Genomic DNA, 16795 nt, shown 5'->3' on the forward strand with positions numbered 1-16795 from the left:
GGGATGATGGCGAGCGCGGTGGTCTGCGGCGCAGTACTGGGTGCAGGCCTCTGGCTGTTCCTGGTGCGGCTTCCGTTCATGCGGCCCATGACCTTCGCGGAGCGCATCGGGCCGCAGCTGAGATCCCACAACCTGGAATCCCGGCTGCTGCGCACGGCTGCCGGCAACGTCACGCCGTTTGGCCCGCTCGAACGGATCCTGCGCCCGGTGATCCGGGACGGGGTCCGAGCGCTGGGCAGGCTGAACCCGGGTTCATCGGCGCTCAACCGTAGGCTCGCCCGGGCCGGCAGCAGCAAATCGTCGGTGGATTTCCGCGCGGAGCAGTTGCTCTGGGCCGCCGGCGGCTTCGTGGGGGCGGCGGGAATCGTGCTGCTGGGAGGAGCAATGGGTCGTTTCAATCCGCTCTTCGCCGTGCTGATCGTCGTCGGCGCCGGCCTGGCCGGGTTCCTCTTCCGCGACTATGTGCTGGGGGCGCAGGTCAAGAAGCGCGAGGCCCGGATGATGGCGGAGTTCCCCAGCGTGGCCGAACTTATGGCCCTGGCGGTCAGTGCTGGCGAGAGCGCCACCGGCGCCCTGGACCGGGTAGGCCGCCGAACGCAGGGCGAGCTGTCAAAGGAGTTCTCCCGGGTCCTGGCCGATACCCGGGCCGGGAAGCCATTGGCGGATGCCCTGCAGGAGTTCTCGTCACGAACCGAGCTGGGCCCGCTGGTCCGGTTCGTGGACGGCCTGATCGTCGCGGTGGAACGCGGGACACCCCTGGCGGAAGTCCTGCGCGCCCAGGCCCAGGACGTGCGCGACACCGCCAAACGCGAACTGATGGAGTCCGCCGGCCGGAAGGAGATCGGCATGATGGTTCCGCTCGTCTTCGGCGTGTTGCCACTGACCGTGGTGTTCGCCGTCTTCCCGGGGCTGGCGGCCATCAGCCTGGGGCTCTGAGCAAGACCTCTGAGCAAGACATGGAGAGGTCGTACGCAGTAAGCAGTAGGGCAGTAACCGCATCGGAACAGGGGCAAGCAGCGCAGCTCGACTGCGACATTCAAAACACAAAGGGGAAACGGTGAAGAGTATTGGTATCCGCACGTTGTTACTGGCTCACACGGCGGCCATACTGCTGTGGCTTTCCGCGGCCGCAGGAAGACAGCCAGGAATCCAGCCGAGCAAACAGCCAGGCAAACACCCCGGCCGGCAGAGCGGGCGGGCGCACGGTAGCCGGGATCTCGGGGAGCGCGGGGATGTCCCAGGCTGGGTAATGATCACCCTGATGTCGGCCGTGCTGGTCGCCGCACTGCTGGCGCTCGCAGGCCCCGCGCTGGAGGGGCTCTTCAACCAGGCCATGCAAAAAGTCGGGCAGTAGGCGGTGTATGCAGCCGGCGGCCGCGGCCCCGCCGACCAGTGTGTCGGCCCCGCCGACCAGTGTGTCGGTCCCGCCATCCAGTGTGCCGGTCCCGCCATCCAGTGTGCCGGCCCCGTCAACCAGGACGCCGGTCCCGCCGGCCGGGAACGCGGCTCAGCCGTAGTCGACTTCGTCCTGGTCGGCGGACTGCTCACGCTGTTCTTCTTGGGCATCATCCAGCTAGCCCTCGTCCTGCACGTCCGGAATACCCTGATCGACGCCGCGGCTTCGGGCGCCCGGTACGGCACCCTGGCGGACCGCGGCGCCGCCGACGCCAAGGATCGCACCACGCAGCTGATCGGGGTGGCGCTCACGCCGGAGTTCGCCCGGGACGTCAGCACCGCAGAGACCACCTACGCCGGCATCCGCACGCTGGAGGTAACTGTCCGCGCACCGCTTCCTGTCATCGGCTTGATCGGCCCCCGCGAACTACTGGAGGTGAAAGGCCATGCCGCCATCCAGCCGTAGCGGCGACGATGCCGAGCGGGGGAGCGCCGTCGTCGAATTCACCTTCCTGTCCCTCTTGTTGATGGTGCCGGTGGTCTACTTCATTATCACGATCGGTCAGCTCCAGGGCGGCTCCTTCGCGGTGGTCGGCGCAGCGGACCAGGCGGCCAAGGTCTACATTGCCCAGCCCGACGCCGCGAGCGGCCGGGCCGCCGCGGAACAAGCCGTGCAGCTGGCGCTCGCCGACTACGGCCAGCCGGCGGAAAACGCGAGCCTGGAAACCAGCTGCGTTCCCGCCGACTGCGCCGCTGCCGGATCCGCTGTCACCGTCACCGTGCGACTCACGGTGCCGCTGCCGTTCGTGCCGTTCAGCGACACCCTGAGGCTCGACGCCGGCCGGCTCAGTGCCTCCGCCACGCAGATCGTTGGGCGGTTCCGGTGACCACCCGCCCCGCCGTCGGGCCGGCGGGACGCCAGGACGGTGAGGACGGCCAGTTGATGGTGTTGATCATCGGATATGTACTGCTTGCCCTGCTGGTCACCACTGTGGTCGCGGCTGCGTCCAGCGTTTACATCGAACACAAGAAACTGCTGTCGCTGGCGGACGGGGCCTCCGTGGCGGCCGCGGACAGCTTCACCCTGGGGCAGCTGCAAAGCTCCTCCGGAAGCCCCACCGCAGTCCTCAGCGGCAGCCGGGTGCGCAGCACCGCCGCCGACTACCTGAACCGCAACGGCGCCTTCGCCCGGTTCAGCGGCCTGGCCGTCGGCCCCGCGACGGGCAGTCCCGACGGGTCCACCGCCGTCGTGGTCCTCAGCGCCGCCGTCCACCCGCCCATCGTGAACTTCCTGGTCCCGGACGGCATCCGGATCGAGGCGACGTCGACGGCGCGGTCCCGGCTGACGCGCTGACCGCACGCAAGCCCCGGGCCCGGGCGAGGTTCCCGGGCGCGACCACCGGGCCGGGGCGTCCGCGGCGGATAGCGTAGGCTTGAAAAACCATGGCAAACATTGATTTTCCCGCAGAAATCCGCGCGCTGCGCGCCACCTACGCCTCGATCGAGAACGTTTCGAACGTCGATGCGCTGAAGGAAGACATCGCCGAACTGAGCGAGCGCGCCGGCGAGCCGAACCTTTGGGACGACCCCGCGGCCGCGCAGGTCATCACCTCCAAGCTCTCGCACAAGCAGTCCGAACTGGAGCGGCTGAACAAGCTGGCCGCCCGGATCGACGACCTGGAAGTCCTCGTGGAACTGGGCCAGGACGAGGACGACGCCGCCTCGATGGGGGAAGCCGCCGCGGAACTCGAATCGATCCGCAAGGCCCTCAAGGACCTTGAGGTGGTCACGCTGCTCTCCGGCGAGTTCGACGAACGCGAAGCCGTGGTCACCATCCGCGCCGGTGCCGGCGGCGTGGACGCCGCGGACTTTGCCGAGATGCTGCTGCGGATGTACCTGCGCTGGGCCGAACGCCACGGCTACCCGACCACCATCATGGACACCTCTTACGCCGAAGAAGCCGGGCTGAAGTCCGCCACCTTCGAGGTCAAGGCGCCCTACGCCTACGGCACGCTGAGCGTCGAGGCGGGCACCCACCGGCTGGTCCGGATCAGCCCCTTCGACAACCAGGGCCGTCGCCAGACGTCCTTTGCCGCCGTCGAAGTCATCCCGCTGATCGAGCAGACCGACTCCATCGACATCCCGGACAACGAGATCCGCGTCGACGTCTTCCGCTCCTCCGGCCCGGGCGGCCAGTCGGTCAACACCACGGACTCCGCCGTCCGCCTGACCCACATCCCCACCGGCACCGTGGTGTCCATGCAAAACGAGAAGTCGCAGCTGCAGAACCGCGCGGCGGCGCTGCGGGTGCTGCAGTCCCGCCTGCTGCTGCTCAAGAAGGAGCAGGAAAACGCCGAGAAGAAGGCATTCGCCGGCGACGTAAAGGCCTCCTGGGGCGACCAGATGCGCTCCTACGTGCTCAACCCGTACCAGATGGTCAAGGACCTCCGCACCGAGCACGAGGTGGGCAACACCTCGGCGGTGTTCGACGGCGAGATCGACGACTTCATCGACGCCGGCATCCGCTGGCGGACCGACAACCGCAACGCCGAAGACTAGCAAGGCGCCCCGGCGGCCCGTGCCATAACCGGCCCGCCGGGCCCAAATCCCGCGACACGCCCCCGTGCTCCGGCCCCTGTGCTGTTACCCGTGCGTATAGTCGAGGGGCCGGTGCCCTACTTCCCCCAAAAGAAAGCCCGCGCCCCGGCAGCAGAACTGGTCTGAAAGATGCCCGGCTCCTGCAGGGTATTAGGGCCATGATCCGTTTCGAAAATGTCACCAAGGTCTACGACCAGAACGCGCGACCGGCGCTGGATTCGATCAACCTTGAGATCGACCGCGGCGAGTTCGCCTTCCTCGTGGGTGCCTCCGGCTCCGGCAAATCGACCTTCCTGCGCCTGGTGCTGAAAGAGGACCGCGCCTCCTCAGGGGCCGTCTACGTCGCAGGCCAGAACGTGGCGAAGATTTCCAGCTGGCGGGTGCCGCGGCTGCGCCGGGGGATCGGCGTCGTCTTCCAGGACTTCCGCCTGCTGCCCCAAAAAACCGTGTTCGCCAACGTTGCCTTCGCCATGCAGGTCATCGGCCGGAGCCGCAGCGTCATCCGCGAAACCGTCCCCGAAGTCCTCAAGACCGTCGGCCTCGAAGGCAAGGAAAACCGGCTGCCCCACGAACTGTCCGGCGGTGAGCAGCAGCGCGTGGCGATCGCCCGCGCCGTCGTCAACCGTCCCGGCATCCTGCTGGCGGACGAGCCCACCGGCAACCTCGACCCGACGACCTCCATGGGCATCATGGGCGTCCTCGACAAGATCAACCAGAACGGCACCACCGTGGTGATGGCCACCCACGACGACGACATCGTCAACGAGATGCGCAAACGCGTAGTGGAACTGCGCAACGGGGTCGTGATCCGTGACGAGGCCCGGGCCCTGTACACCTCGATGATCCCGGTAGTGGGACAATCCCGCCGGCTGCGGGACGCGAGCGGCCGCGAGCCGTCCGACGTCGGCGCCGCCAACGGCGAGGCCCAGCACGCAGGGGAGGGCAAGCTGTGAGACTCGCTTTTATCCTGGCCGAGATCGGCAGCGGCCTGCGCCGGAACCTGTCCATGGTGGTCTCCGTCATCCTGGTGACCTTCGTATCCCTGACTTTCGTGGGTGCCGCCGGCATGCTGCAGCTTCAGATCAACCAGATGAAGGGGTACTGGTACGACAAGGTCCAGGTCGCCGTCTTCCTCTGCAGCGACGGTTCGACGGCGCCAGGCTGCGCCTCCGGCCCGGCGACGCCGGAGCAGCAGGCCAACCTGCGCAAGCTGCTGCAGTCCCCGTCCGTGGCCCAGTACGTCAACGATTTCCAGTTTGAATCGAAGGACGAGGCCTACAAGCACTTCAAGGAGCAGTTCTCCAACTCGCCGATCGTTGACTCGGTCACCCCGGACCAGCTCCCGGCCTCCTTCCGGATCAACCTGAAGGATCCGGAAAAGTATGAGGTCATCAGCGAGAACTTCTCCTCGCAGGCCGGTGTGGAGTCCGTCATCGACCAGCGGCAGCTGCTGGAACGGCTCTTCTCCGCGATGAACGCCGCCTCCCTGGTGGCGGTCAGCGTTGCCGGTGTGATGATTGTCTGCGCCATCCTGCTGATAGCCACCACCATCCGGCTCTCCGCCTTCAGCCGCCGCCGGGAAACCGGGATCATGCGCCTCGTGGGCGCGTCGAAGATGGTGATCCAGCTGCCCTTCATCCTGGAGGGCGTGATCGCGGCCGTGATTGGCGCGGCCCTCGCCTCCGGCACGCTGTGGGCCGTCGCCCACTTCTTCCTCGGCGGGGTCCTGTCCAAACAGTATCCGGACACTGCCTTCATTTCCCCGGCCCAGACGCTGCTCCTGGCGCCGGCCCTGATCGGCCTTGGTGTGCTGCTGGCCGGCACCTCATCTCTCCTGACCCTCCGCCGCTACCTGAGGGTCTAGCTTTGCGCAACGAAGAGGAATGCTCATGAAACCGATGGTCCGACGCACCGATCCGGCCCGCCGTACCCTCCGCCGCGGCCGCCTGATCAGCGCCGCCGTGGTGCTCGTCCTCGCGGCCAACCTGGGCGCTTCGACCCCGGTGGCGTTCGCCGACACCCTCGAAGACCAGCAGGCTGCGCTCAGGGCTGAGGCCGAGCGGGTCCAGCATTCGTTGGAGTTCGTGGACGCACGCATCGCCAAAGCGGCAGGCGACCTGGTGCTCTACCAGGGCCAGCTTCCCGGTGCCCAGCAGGCGTTGCTTGACGCCCAGGGCCGTGTGGCCGGTGCGGTCAAGGAGGTTGAAGCCCTCGCTGCCCGCGTGGACCTGGCCCAGCAGAACAAAGCCAAAATCACCCAGCAGCTGGCGAATGACCAGAAGAAGATCACCGACACCCGCAAGCTGATCGGGCAGATTGCCACCCAGGCTTACAAGTCCGGCGGCGTGCCGTCCAACCTCTCGCTCTTCTTTGGCTCGAACAACGGCAGCCTGACCGACACCATCGACCTGGCGGACCAGGCGCTGCGCAGCCAGAACACCGCGATGGACAAGTTGACCCAGCAGAACGCCACGAACGTCAACTCCCAGGCGCGACTGCAGGCGGTGGAAGCCGAAATCGCGGACCTCAAGGCCAAGGCTGACGCGGCGCTGGTCCGGGAGCAGGCGGCACGCGACGAGGCGGCGGCCAAAAAGGCCACGGTGGACAAGCTGATCTCCGACACCACCCGGCTGAACAAACAGCTGCAGGCAGCCAAGCCCGCCATCCAAGGCCAGCTCGCGCAGGTCAAAGCCCGGCAGGACGCCGTGGCGGCCGAAATCGTCGAACGCGACCGGAAGCTGCGCGAGGCCTGGGAAGCTGAACAGCGCCGGATCGCGGCGGCCCGCGCCGCTGCGGCCGCCGCGGCGGCCCGGGCCCAGGGCCAGGTCGCGCCCCGGCCGGCGCCTTACGTCCCGGCCCCGCCGGGACCGGTGTCGGCCTTCGGCCTGCGCAGCCCGTTCAACGGCGTCCCGATCACCTCGGGTTTCGGCTGGCGCGCGACGCCGCCGGGCACCATCGACTTCTACGGCCAGGGCGGCTACATGCACACCGGCATCGACTTCGGCGCCGCTTGCGGCACCCCGGTCTACGCCCCGGCGGCCGGCACGGTCTTCTCGGCGGGGTGGGGGAACGACGGCGGCGGCAACCACGTGAAAATCTCGCACGGCGTTGTGCAGGGCAACTCGCTGACCACGATCTTCTACCACAACACCTCTGTGGTGGTCTCTGACGGCCAGCAGGTCAGCCAGGGTCAGCTGATCGCATACTCCGGGACCACCGGCAACTCCACCGGCTGCCACTCGCACTTCGAGACCTGGGTCAACGGCCAGGCAGTCGACCCGATGGGCCTGCTCTAAACTGGAACTGACCCGATCCATCGACTAAGGAGTTTTACCGTGCCTAAAGAAAGTGGCCGGAAGGTAGTGGCCACCAACCGCAAGGCCCGGCACGACTACCACATCATGGATACCTATGAGGCCGGTATCGCGCTCATGGGCACCGAAGTGAAGTCCCTCCGCGAGGGCCATGCCTCCATGGTTGACGGCTTCTGCACCTTCTACAACGACGAGCTGTGGATGGAGGGCATCCACATCCCCGAGTACCACCAGGGGAGCTGGACCAATCATGCCGCGCGCCGGCGTCGCAAGCTGCTGCTGCACCGCGACGAGCTGACCAAAATCTCGCACAAGATCCGCGAATCCGGCTTCACAATCGTGCCGCTGCAGCTGTACTTCGTGGACGGCCGCGCGAAGGTGGAGATCGGCGTCGCCCGGGGCAAGAAGGAATACGACAAGCGCCAGACGCTGCGCGAGCAGCAGGACAAGCGTGAGGCCCTGCGCGTGATGCGCGAGCGGAACAGGCGCTAGGCAAGGTGCACCAAACCCGCGGGAATGAATCCGGCGGGCCTTGCGTTATGATTGGTAGTCCGGGAAGGAACCGGCTGAACCCGCGAAGGCGGATCGGCGGGAACCTGACCGGTTTGATAAAAAAATACGGGGATGATCGGTTTCGACGATGTTAGTCGCGACAGGTGAAGCGGGCCGAGGATGCAGAATTATCTCGTAAACGCTGTCTGCAAACCAATAAGTGCCGAATCAAAACGCACTGACTTCGCTCTCGCTGCCTAAGCAGTAAGACAGTCCGTCAGCCCGAGGTTGCTATTGCCCCGGATCCTGGCGTCATTTAGATAGCCACTGCTGTTTACCTCCGTCATCGGGGTGAACGGGACTCTTTGATGACTGGGCCCGGATCAGCCAGCTGTTTGCAGCATGGCTGGGGCCGAGAAAATCCGACGCAAACTGCGCCCGGAGAAGCCCTGACAACACGACATCGGACGGGGGTTCAATTCCCCCCATCTCCACATAGGGAGCGCCGGCAACGGAGCTCCACCCCGTAGCAAAAGGCCGGAAGCATCAGCTTCCGGCCTTTTTGTTGTGCTCGACTTTGTTGTGCTGGACGGCGGGTTAGCGCTTCTTGATGTGCGCCACCGGATCGGTGTGCTCGTCCACGATGTGCTTGGCCTTCTTCTCGGCCCGTTTTTCCTTGATGGTTTTGACCGGCTTCTTCGTAAGGTGCCGGTGCGGCGACTTGTCAGGCATTTGCGCGCTCCCTAAAGGCGGGGGGCCCGGGATGAGCCCGTGCTTTTAAGGCTACGCCTCGGGCACCGCGACGTCCACGATGCCGATGAAGCGGCTGCCGACGCCCTCATATTCGCTGCGGACCAGCCCGGCCTCCAGGGCGGGCAGCTCGCGCGGGGCATGGTGGGCGCAGCAGACGAAGCTGAACTCCGGCCACCACTTTTTGGGCCGCGCCGTTTCGGAGAAGCCGCACACGGCACAGGTCAGCTGGACCCAGACCGGGCGTTTGCCCGTCCGGTTGGCCCTCGACTGGAGGAGCCAGGCCGGCGGGCTGTCCAGCAGGGCGCCGAGTTCGGCCTCGGACAGGCGGGACGGAATGCCGTGACGGTGTGCCATTTCCGGCGGAATATCAAGGGCCTGGGCAGCTTCACGTCTCGTAACCATCCTTTAACTTTACGGGATCCGGGCACACCGGCAGTCAGCCGGCCGCCGGTGCTAGGCTCATCCCAAACCCGGTGCCCGCCGTCCGGCAGGCAGTGAGGAAGGCAGCAGCCATGTCCGGCACCCCCGCCACAGCCCTGTCCAGCCTTGAGAGGCGCGTGCTGTACGTGGCGATCGTCGCGTCCTTCATCGCCTTCCTCGACGGTTCGGTGGTCAACCTTGCACTCCCGGCGATCAGCCGTGAACTCGGCGGCGGCCTGGTGGTCCAGCAATGGGTGGTGGACGCCTACCTGCTAACGCTGGGGGCGCTGATCCTGGTCGCCGGCTCCCTCTCGGACCAGTTCGGCCGGGTCCGGGTGCTGCAATGGGGCCTCGCCGGCTTCACCGCCACCTCCGTGCTTTGCGGCCTCGCCTGGAGCGGGGAGTCGCTGATTGTGGCGCGCGGCCTGCAGGGCGTCGCCGGAGCACTGCTGGTGCCCAGCTCGCTGGCCCTGATCGTGACGGTGTTCAGTGGCCCGGCCCAGTCCGCCGCGATCGGCAAGTGGTCCGCGTGGACCTCCGGGGCCATCGTGGCGGCCCCGGTGCTTGGCGGCATCTCCGTGGATGTGTTCACCTGGCGGGTCATTTTCTTCCTCAACATCGTCCCGGCGGTTGCCGTGTGGCCGGCCCTGCGCAAGCTGCGCGAACTGGATCTGGGACGCGCGCCCGGCAGCACGATCGACGTCACGGGTACCGTCCTGGCGATCATCGGCCTGAGCGGCGTCGTGTACGCCTTTATCGAACGCGGGAGCCTCGGCTGGGGCGCCCCGCAGGTCTGGCTGCCGCTGGTCCTTGGGATTGCCGGCCTGGCCGGGTTCCTGCTCCACGAGCGGCGGACCCCGGCGCCGATGATGCCGCTGCGGCTTTTCGCCATCCGCAACTTCGGCTGGGGCAACGTCGCCACCACGGTGATCTACGGGGCGTTGAACCTTGGGTTCTTCGTCCTGGGGCTTTTCCTGCAGCAGGTCGCCGCTCTGGGGGCCACCGCAGCCGGCATCGCCCTGCTGCCCTCCACCTTGATCCTGCTCCTGCTCTCCGCAAAGATCGGGGCTCTCTCCGGCCGCTTCGGTCCGCGCTGGTTCATGACGGCCGGGCCGCTGCTGTGCGCGGCGGGCTTTTTGATGATGCTGGGGATCGGCCTGCCGCTGGATTACTTCGGAGAGGTCTTTCCCGGGCTGGTGGTCTTCGGACTCGGTTTGGCCGTGACAGTGGCGCCGCTGACCTCCGCGATCCTGGGTGCCGTGGATCCTGAAGAAGCAGGGATCGGCTCGGCCGTCAACAACGCCGTCGCCCGCATCGCGGGCCTGGTGACCATCGCCTTTGCCGGGCTCATCACCGGACCGGTGATCACGACGTCGGGCCTGCACGGCACGGCGGCGGTCACCGCCGCGCTATTCGTCGCGGGCGCTGCGGCGTCCGCCGTCGGGATCAGGAACCCGCCGAGGGAACCCGCGGACAGTGAGGGAGGGGACGCCCCTACCCAGCCGGCTTAGCCGGCCAGCGCGACGCCGACGGCGGCCGCCGCCAGCCCCGCCGCCAGGTTCGCGGCCACGTTCAGGGCGGCGGCCCGGTAGCGCGCTTCGCTGACCAGCCGGATGGTGGCCGTGGTCCAGGAACTGAACGTGGTCAGGCCTCCGGCCAGACCGCTGGCGACCGCCGTCTGCCACTCGGGGCCGAGCCCAAGGCGCGGCGTCACCCCGAGGGACAGCCCGATGATGAAGGATCCGGCCACGTTGACGGCCAGGGTGGCCCAGGGCCAGTGCGGGTGGGGTCCAGGCCGGTGGGCGAACCAGGAGTCGACGGCGAACCTGGCCAGGGCGCCGGCCACTCCGAAGACACCCACCAGCAGGGCGGCGGTCACTGTGCCCTGCCGCTCAGGTCGGCCAGCGCTTTGCCCGATTTCCAGCCGGCCGCCGCCGCGCCGAGCCCCAGGACCAGCGACAAGCCGAGGTAGGCGAGCCACACGGCGTGGAAGCCGCCGCGAATCTGCTGGTCGACGGCGAGGGCCAGCGCGGAAAAGGTGGTGAAGGAGCCAAGGAGCCCCGGGCCGAGGCCCGCCCGGAGCCAGAAAGCTGTCCGCGGCCGGGCAATCCAGATGGTGGTCAGGGCGGCCAGGACAAAGCTCCCCAGGACGTTGATCGCAAGCGTGGTCCACGGCACGGCGCCTGCCGCCTCGGGGAAGACCAGCCCCGCGCCGTAGCGCAGCTCGGTTCCGATCAGGCCGCCGACGGCGACTGCCGCCCATGCCCGCCAGCCGGGAACCGCCGCGACCGTCGCCGGGCGGCGCTCCGCATCCAACGCTTCCATTCAGCGCCCCTCGACGCTGCAGCCGGAATGGGCCGCGTCGCTGTGCACCCAGAGTGCGGAGGCCACCTCGTCGGCGAGGTCGATTTCGCGCAGCTCGCCGCGGGCGCCGATGCGGACCACGAGCGGGCCGCCGAAGGGCTTCCGGCCCAGGACCTCGACGTCGGAGTCCAGGTCGATCTGTTCGGCGGCGAGGTAGCGCAGCAGCTCGGGGTTTTCGTCGCTGATCCGGGTGATCCGGCCGGTGTGGCCGTCGTCGAGCTCGCTCATCCGGTAGGCCGGCGGCATCAGGACCGAGCCGTCCGCGGCCGGAATGGGGTCGCCGTGCGGGTCGCGGACCGGATTGCCCAGCTTGGCGGACATCCGCTCGATGAAGGTGTCCGAGACGGCGTGTTCAAGCAGCTCGGCCTCGTCGTGGACCTCGTCCCAGCGGTAGCCGAGCTCCTGGACCAGGAATGTCTCGATCAGCCGGTGCCGCCGGACCATGGAGAGGGCCAGACGCACGCCGTCCTCGGTCAGGGTGACGGCACTGTACGGCTTGTGGTCCACCAGGCCCTGGTCCTTGAGCTTGCGGACCATCTCGGAGACCGAGGAATTCGCGACGCCCAGCCGCTGGGCCAGCTGGGTGGAGGTGATGGGCTTGTCCTGCCACTCCGTGAAGGAGTAGATGACCTTGACGTAGTCCTCAATGGAGGAGGAGGGCGGACTGGTCTTCACAGCCCCAAGCCTACCGTCCGGCGGCGCCGGTGAAGGTGAGCCACAGCAGGACCAGGTTCAGCGCCACCACCAGGATCACGCTGACGACGGCGGCCACCCGCAGGGTCATGCCGTCCGCGAACCGGCCCATCAGGGGCTTGCTGCTGGTCAGCACCACGAGCGGGACCAGCACGAACGGAATCCCGAAGCTGAGCACAACCTGGCTGAGCACCAGCCCCCAGGTGGGGTCGAAGCCGACGGCCAGCAGGACGACGGCGGGGACCAGGGTCAGCACCCGTCGCGTCATCAGCGGAATGCGGATCTTGAGCAGGCCCTGCATGATGGTTCCGCCGGCGTAGCAGCCCACCGAGGTGGAGGCCAGGCCGGAAGCAAGCAGGCCGACGGCGAAGACCACGCCGACCACCGGGCCGAGGTTGGCGGTGATGGCGGCGTGGGCACCCTCGATCGTGTCGGTGCCGTCTTCACCGCCCAGCGTGGACGCGGCCAGCAGCAGCATTCCGATGTTGACGATCCCGGCGACGGCCAGCGCTGCGACGACGTCCCAGCGCGTGGCTTTGATCAGCCGGGCAATGGCGTGCGGCGGGACATGCAGATGCGGATCCGGGCGGTGCCGGTCCCGGGAGAGCGCCGAGTGGACGTAGATGGCGTGCGGCATCACCGTGGCACCGAGCATGCTCGCGGCCAGCAGCACCGTGTCCGGGCCCTGGAAGCCAGGCACAAGCCCGGCCACGACCCCGCCCGGATCCGGCGGGCTGATGAACAGTCCGGCCAGGAACCCGACGGTGATGATGCCCAGCAGGAACATGATGACGAACTCGAAGGGGCGCTGCTGGTTGCGGCTCTGCACGGCGAGCAGGGCCATCGAAATGCCGCCCACAATGACGGCGCCGAGGGGGAGCGGAAGGCCGAAGAGCAGGTACAAGGCGACCGCGCCGCCCACCACCTCGGCGAGGTCGGTGGCTGCGGCCACAATCTCGGCCTGGACCCAGAAGGCGCGGCGCCAGGCCGGCCGGAGCCGCTCGCCGAGGATCTCCGGGAGGCTCTTGCCGGTGACGATGCCGAGCTTGGCGGACTGGTACTGGACCAGCACCGCCATGACGTTGGCGGCGACGAGGACCCAGACGAGCAGATAACCGTACTGTGCCCCGGCCGTCAGGTTGGCGGCGACGTTGCCGGGGTCCACATAGGCGATGGCAGCCACGAACGCCGGGCCGAGCAGGCCTAGCAAGGCCCGGCGGCTACCCCTGATCCTGCGGGCAGGCGGTTTCCCCGCGGGCAGGGGTTCGTGTCCGGCTACGTCCAGCACTGGGGGCTCCCAAGAAGTTCCTGAGTGCCTACAAATATAAGTTAGGCACACCGAAATAATAGGCGGCGCGACGTGGTCAGTGCAATGCGGGAACCTCAGGCTTTGACGGCCCGCCAGCTTTGCGTCAGGTAGGGAAGCGGCAGGAGCTGCCCGGCAGTGTGTCCGAGGTGCTCGTGCAGGTACCAGTCGAGGTTAGCGAGCACCTTGGCCCGGGTGCTCTCGCCTGCCCGCAGGTAGTAGCTGCGGGATTTGGTCAGTTCCATGACGTCCTGCGTGGTTACTGGATCCTCCCAGCGGGTGAGATGACTCTCCAGCCCGATGAATTCCGGTCCCAGCGGCGGCGTGAAGTGGGGCTTGTGGACGTCCCCCGCATGCATGATCCGGGACAGCCTGTGCACCCAGGGGACCGAGGTGTCGAGCTGGTTCCAGATCAGGCCGAGAACGCCGTGCGGCCGCAGGATCCGGGCCGCCTCGGTACTGGCCAGCAGGGGATCGCACCAGTGCCAGGCCTGGGCCACCGTGACCAGGTCGAAGGCCCCCGAAGCCAGCCCGGTGTGTTCGGCGGTACCCTCGACGGCGGCGACTCCCGGGAGGGCGCGGCGCAGCTGGTCGAGCATGTCCGGGGACGGATCGACGGCCACGGTCCTGAGCCCCCGTTGGACCAGGAGCGCCGTGAACTTACCGGTCCCGGCGCCCAGGTCGGCGGCGTCGTGGGCCCCGGCCGGGATCAGCCAATCGGCAGAATCCGCCGGATAGCCGGGCCGGACGCGGTCGTAGTGCTCGCCGCCGTCCTGGAAGCTCTGCCCGAGCTCCCGCCGCCGCTGGTGCTGCAGTTTTGGGCCACCCTGCAGTCCGGGGTGGTGCAGTTTGGGGCCGCCGCGTGCCACGTGCGATCTCCTTCGGCAGCTCTGGTGCGTACCTGTCGAATTTACCGCACGCGGCCCGGGCTGCGCTGCCGGTCAGTCGACGGAGCAGGGGGCTGCGCCAGCGGTGCCAGGCGTGTTCGGCGCCCAGTGCGGATAGCTGCGCGTGTCGTTGGCCGGCACCCAGCGTCCGGCGTCCACGACGTAGTCCCAGCCCAGGCCGTTCCGCCGCAGCTCCTGGAGCCCGGCGAGCAGCCGCTGCGCGTCGTTGAGCCGTGAGCCGAGGCCGAAGCTGGCCCGGAGCGAACCGGCGGGCAGGCCGAGCCGTTTTAGCAGCGGGTGGGCGCAGAACCGGCCGTCGCGCAGGCCTATGCCGTGCTCCGCGGACAGGTATGCGGCGACCAGGCCTGCGTCGTAACCGGCGACCGAGAAGTTGACCACGCCGATCGTCCCGGGGCCGCCTTCCCGGCCGGTGTCCTCGAAGATGTGGTGGACCGTTACGCCGTCGATCCGCTCCAGCCCCTCGACCAGGAAGGAACGGATGGCGTCCTCGTGGGCGTGCCACTGCTGCTCGTCCAGCGCCTCGATGACCTGGCTGGCGCGGGCCAGCGCGGCCGCGCCCAGGACATTGGGGGAGCCGCCCTCGTGGCGGGCCGGCCCGGTGGTCCAGCTGACGGCGTCGAGCCGTGCGTCCCGTACTGCGCCGCCGCCGGCCAGGTGCGGGGTGCCGGCGTCCAGCCAGTCCGGCCGGCCCACCAGCACGCCGGCGCCGAACGGGGCGTAGAGCTTGTGGCCGGAGAAGGCGAGGTAGTCGACGTCGTCCGCGGCGATGTTGATGCGGCGGTGCGGGGCCAACTGGGCCGCATCGACGGCGATCCGGGCGCCGAATTCGTGCGCCAGCGCGGCCAGCTCACGGATCGGCAGGATTTCGCCGGTGACGTTGGACGCGCCGGTCACGGCGAGCAGGCTTACTCCGCCGAGGGCGAGTTCCGCCCGGAGCCGCTCCACGGTGCCGGCGAGGGTGGGCGCCGCGACGACGCTGCGGTGCGGGACGTTTTGCCAGGGCAGCAGGTTGGCGTGGTGCTCGATGTCGAGGTAAAGCACCTCGCCGGTGTGTCGGCCGTCGTCGACGGGCAGGCAGCCGGCCAGCAGGTTCAGTGCGTCGGTGGTGTTCCGGGTGAAGATCACGGAGTCATCCGGACGGCCGCCGACGAACCCGCGGACGATGTTCCGGGCGTTTTCGTACACCGAGGTACTCAGTTGGGAGGCGTAGCCGGCGCCGCGGTGCACGCTGGCGTAGTACGGCAGGATCTCGTTCAGGTAGGCGGACACCACGGACAGCGCCGGGGCGGAGGCTCCGTAGTCCAGGTTGGCGTACCGGACCTGGCCGCCCTGGATCAGGGGGGCCAGGATTTCGGCGCCGGAAACCGCGGACAGTGGCCGGCGGGCGGCGTCGAAGCGTGCGTCGGTGAACTCCGGGCCGCCGGCGCTGGTGGTGTGGGTGGGGATGGTGGCAGTCGTCATGGGACCTCGCTCGAAAAGGACCCCGCACACAGGGGATCCGCGCTTGCCGGGTCCGCTCCGGACCGGCCAGGTCGTCACCCGGGGCACCCCGCCGCGAATGGAGGGTTGCCGGCCAGCAAACCGGGGTTTTGCGCTGGCACTCGTGACCTGCTTCGAGCCTAGGACATGGCCGGTCGCACGGAAAAGGGAGGGCGGAATATGAAGCGTAGTGTTACGGGCTGCCTCGGGCGTGGCCGGCTAGAGCAGGTCGTCGAGGCCCGGGTTGAGGCGCTTGAGGACTTCGGAGTGCAGGATCGAGTTGGTCGCCAGCGCGTTGCCGCCGAAGGGGCCGTCCTCTCCCTCGAGCGAGGTGAAGCGGCCGCCGGCCTCCGTCACGATCGGGACCAGCGCCGCCATGTCGTAGAGGTTGAGTTCGGGCTCGCAGGCGATGTCGACGGCGCCTTCGGCCACGAGGCAGTAGGACCAGAAATCGCCGTAGGCGCGGGTACGCCAGACCTCCTCGGTGAGTCCGAGGAACTCGTCGAGGTTGCCGCGCTGCTTCCAGCCGCCGAGGCTCGAATAGGACAGTGACGCATCGGCGAGCCGGGAGACGTTGGAGACCCGCAGCCGGGTCGCGGCGGCCAGTGAGCGGCCCATGTAGGCGCCGGCGCCCTTGGCGGCCCACCAGCGCTTGCCCAGTGCGGGGGCGCTGACGACGCCCACCACGGGTTCGCCTTCGTCGACGAGGGCGATCAGGGTGGCCCAGACCGGGACGCCGCGGACGAAATTCTTGGTGCCGTCGATCGGGTCGATGATCCAGCGGCGCGAACCGTGGCCGGAGCTGCCGAACTCCTCGCCCAGGACGGCGTCGCGCGGGCGGGAGCGGGACAGCTGCCCGCGGATGGCTTCCTCGGCGGACTTGTCCGCGTCGGTGACGGGGGTCAGGTCCGGCTTCGTCTCGATCCGAAGGTCGAGCGCCTTGAAGCGGCTCATGGTCTGGGAATCTACGGAATCTGCCAGTACATGGGCAAGGCGCAGGTCATCGTTGTAGCTCGAAGCTGGTTGGCTCATGCTTCCAAACTACCGTCAAAACGCGCCGCGGGCAGGGAGGC

Annotated in this window: 20 protein-coding genes, 1 other RNA gene and 1 riboswitch; of the genes, 12 read left to right on the forward strand and 9 right to left on the reverse strand. The window is 68.2% G+C overall.

The features are described from left to right. Positions 1-3 precede the first annotated feature (3 nt). From AC1DBD_RS10835 to ssrA, 11 genes are all read left to right on the forward strand, one after another. On the forward strand, positions 4-936 hold the full coding sequence (locus AC1DBD_RS10835; RefSeq protein WP_441417853.1) for a type II secretion system F family protein: 933 nt from the start codon (positions 4-6) through the stop codon (positions 934-936). A 169-nt stretch (positions 937-1105) separates the two neighbouring features. Continuing rightward, entirely contained in the window at positions 1106-1354 is a 249-nt protein-coding gene (locus AC1DBD_RS10840) for a hypothetical protein (RefSeq protein ID WP_441417854.1), read from the forward strand. 96 nt (positions 1355-1450) lie between these two features. After that, the gene (locus AC1DBD_RS10845; protein ID WP_476982121.1) at positions 1451-1861 is read left to right on the forward strand and encodes a TadE family protein; all 411 of its coding nucleotides are present in this window, start codon (positions 1451-1453) and stop codon (positions 1859-1861) included. Further along, positions 1842-2282: a hypothetical protein gene (locus AC1DBD_RS10850; RefSeq protein ID WP_476982082.1), complete on the forward strand. Its 441-nt coding sequence runs from the start codon at positions 1842-1844 to the stop codon at positions 2280-2282. The genes AC1DBD_RS10845 and AC1DBD_RS10850 overlap by 20 nt, the downstream gene beginning before the upstream one ends. 56 nt (positions 2283-2338) lie before the next feature. After that, entirely contained in the window at positions 2339-2749 is a 411-nt protein-coding gene (locus tag AC1DBD_RS10855) for a pilus assembly protein TadG-related protein (protein ID WP_476917219.1), read from the forward strand. An 89-nt stretch (positions 2750-2838) separates the two neighbouring features. Then, the gene (gene prfB / locus AC1DBD_RS10860; protein WP_441417296.1) at positions 2839-3954 is read left to right on the forward strand and encodes a peptide chain release factor 2; all 1116 of its coding nucleotides are present in this window, start codon (positions 2839-2841) and stop codon (positions 3952-3954) included. Between the two features lie 197 nt (positions 3955-4151). Next, complete coding sequence (gene ftsE / locus AC1DBD_RS10865; RefSeq protein WP_441417297.1) at positions 4152-4946, forward strand: cell division ATP-binding protein FtsE; 795 nt, start codon at positions 4152-4154, stop codon at positions 4944-4946. Next, positions 4943-5857: a permease-like cell division protein FtsX gene (gene ftsX / locus AC1DBD_RS10870; RefSeq protein ID WP_441417298.1), complete on the forward strand. Its 915-nt coding sequence runs from the start codon at positions 4943-4945 to the stop codon at positions 5855-5857. Before ftsE ends, ftsX begins: the two co-directional genes overlap by 4 nt. Positions 5858-5882: 25 nt before the next feature. Beyond that, positions 5883-7289, forward strand: a complete 1407-nt coding sequence (locus tag AC1DBD_RS10875) for a peptidoglycan DD-metalloendopeptidase family protein (RefSeq protein WP_476908569.1) — start codon at positions 5883-5885, stop codon at positions 7287-7289. Between the two features lie 39 nt (positions 7290-7328). Next, entirely contained in the window at positions 7329-7799 is a 471-nt protein-coding gene (smpB, locus tag AC1DBD_RS10880) for an SsrA-binding protein SmpB (RefSeq protein ID WP_441417300.1), read from the forward strand. Positions 7800-7927: 128 nt separating this feature from the next. After that, positions 7928-8296, forward strand: a transfer-messenger RNA (tmRNA) gene (gene ssrA / locus AC1DBD_RS10885). 100 nt (positions 8297-8396) lie between these two features. Here the strand turns inward: ssrA and AC1DBD_RS10890 are convergent. Together AC1DBD_RS10890 and AC1DBD_RS10895 are read right to left on the reverse strand one after the other, a co-directional pair. Beyond that, positions 8397-8531 (reverse strand): hypothetical protein, encoded by a 135-nt coding sequence (locus AC1DBD_RS10890; RefSeq protein WP_261375082.1) that lies wholly within the window; start codon positions 8529-8531, stop codon positions 8397-8399. 51 nt (positions 8532-8582) lie between these two features. After that, positions 8583-8954: a hypothetical protein gene (locus AC1DBD_RS10895; RefSeq protein WP_476982083.1), complete on the reverse strand. Its 372-nt coding sequence runs from the start codon at positions 8952-8954 to the stop codon at positions 8583-8585. Between the two features lie 110 nt (positions 8955-9064). Here AC1DBD_RS10895 and AC1DBD_RS10900 point away from each other — a divergent pair, with 110 nt between their 5' ends. Beyond that, positions 9065-10483, forward strand: coding sequence for an MFS transporter (locus AC1DBD_RS10900; RefSeq protein ID WP_476982084.1), 1419 nt, complete (start codon positions 9065-9067; stop codon positions 10481-10483). On the opposite strand, the gene AC1DBD_RS10905 is transcribed toward AC1DBD_RS10900, so the two are convergent. From AC1DBD_RS10905 to hisN, 7 genes are all read right to left on the reverse strand, one after another. Next, on the reverse strand, positions 10480-10851 hold the full coding sequence (locus tag AC1DBD_RS10905) for a fluoride efflux transporter FluC (protein WP_476925240.1): 372 nt from the start codon (positions 10849-10851) through the stop codon (positions 10480-10482). The genes AC1DBD_RS10900 and AC1DBD_RS10905 overlap by 4 nt on opposite strands. Next, on the reverse strand, positions 10848-11297 hold the full coding sequence (locus tag AC1DBD_RS10910) for a fluoride efflux transporter FluC (RefSeq protein ID WP_476925239.1): 450 nt from the start codon (positions 11295-11297) through the stop codon (positions 10848-10850). The genes AC1DBD_RS10905 and AC1DBD_RS10910 overlap by 4 nt, the downstream gene beginning before the upstream one ends. Continuing rightward, positions 11298-12011: a metal-dependent transcriptional regulator gene (locus AC1DBD_RS10915; protein WP_175321885.1), complete on the reverse strand. Its 714-nt coding sequence runs from the start codon at positions 12009-12011 to the stop codon at positions 11298-11300. It abuts the gene before it with no gap. Positions 12012-12021: 10 nt separating this feature from the next. Beyond that, positions 12022-13317: an Nramp family divalent metal transporter gene (locus tag AC1DBD_RS10920; RefSeq protein WP_476982085.1), complete on the reverse strand. Its 1296-nt coding sequence runs from the start codon at positions 13315-13317 to the stop codon at positions 12022-12024. A 95-nt stretch (positions 13318-13412) separates the two neighbouring features. Continuing rightward, on the reverse strand, positions 13413-14204 hold the full coding sequence (locus tag AC1DBD_RS10925; RefSeq protein WP_476925236.1) for a class I SAM-dependent methyltransferase: 792 nt from the start codon (positions 14202-14204) through the stop codon (positions 13413-13415). A 72-nt stretch (positions 14205-14276) separates the two neighbouring features. Further along, positions 14277-15704 carry an aminotransferase class V-fold PLP-dependent enzyme gene (locus tag AC1DBD_RS10930; protein ID WP_441417308.1) on the reverse strand — a complete coding sequence of 476 codons (1428 nt, stop codon included), beginning with the start codon at positions 15702-15704 and terminating at the stop codon, positions 14277-14279. A 34-nt stretch (positions 15705-15738) separates the two neighbouring features. After that, a riboswitch (SAM riboswitch) is annotated at positions 15739-15852 on the reverse strand. A gap of 89 nt (positions 15853-15941) precedes the next feature. After that, complete coding sequence (gene hisN, locus AC1DBD_RS10935) at positions 15942-16754, reverse strand: histidinol-phosphatase (RefSeq protein WP_175321887.1); 813 nt, start codon at positions 16752-16754, stop codon at positions 15942-15944. Positions 16755-16795 lie beyond the last annotated feature (41 nt).

This window comes from Arthrobacter sp. 10T419, from assembly GCF_056394105.1.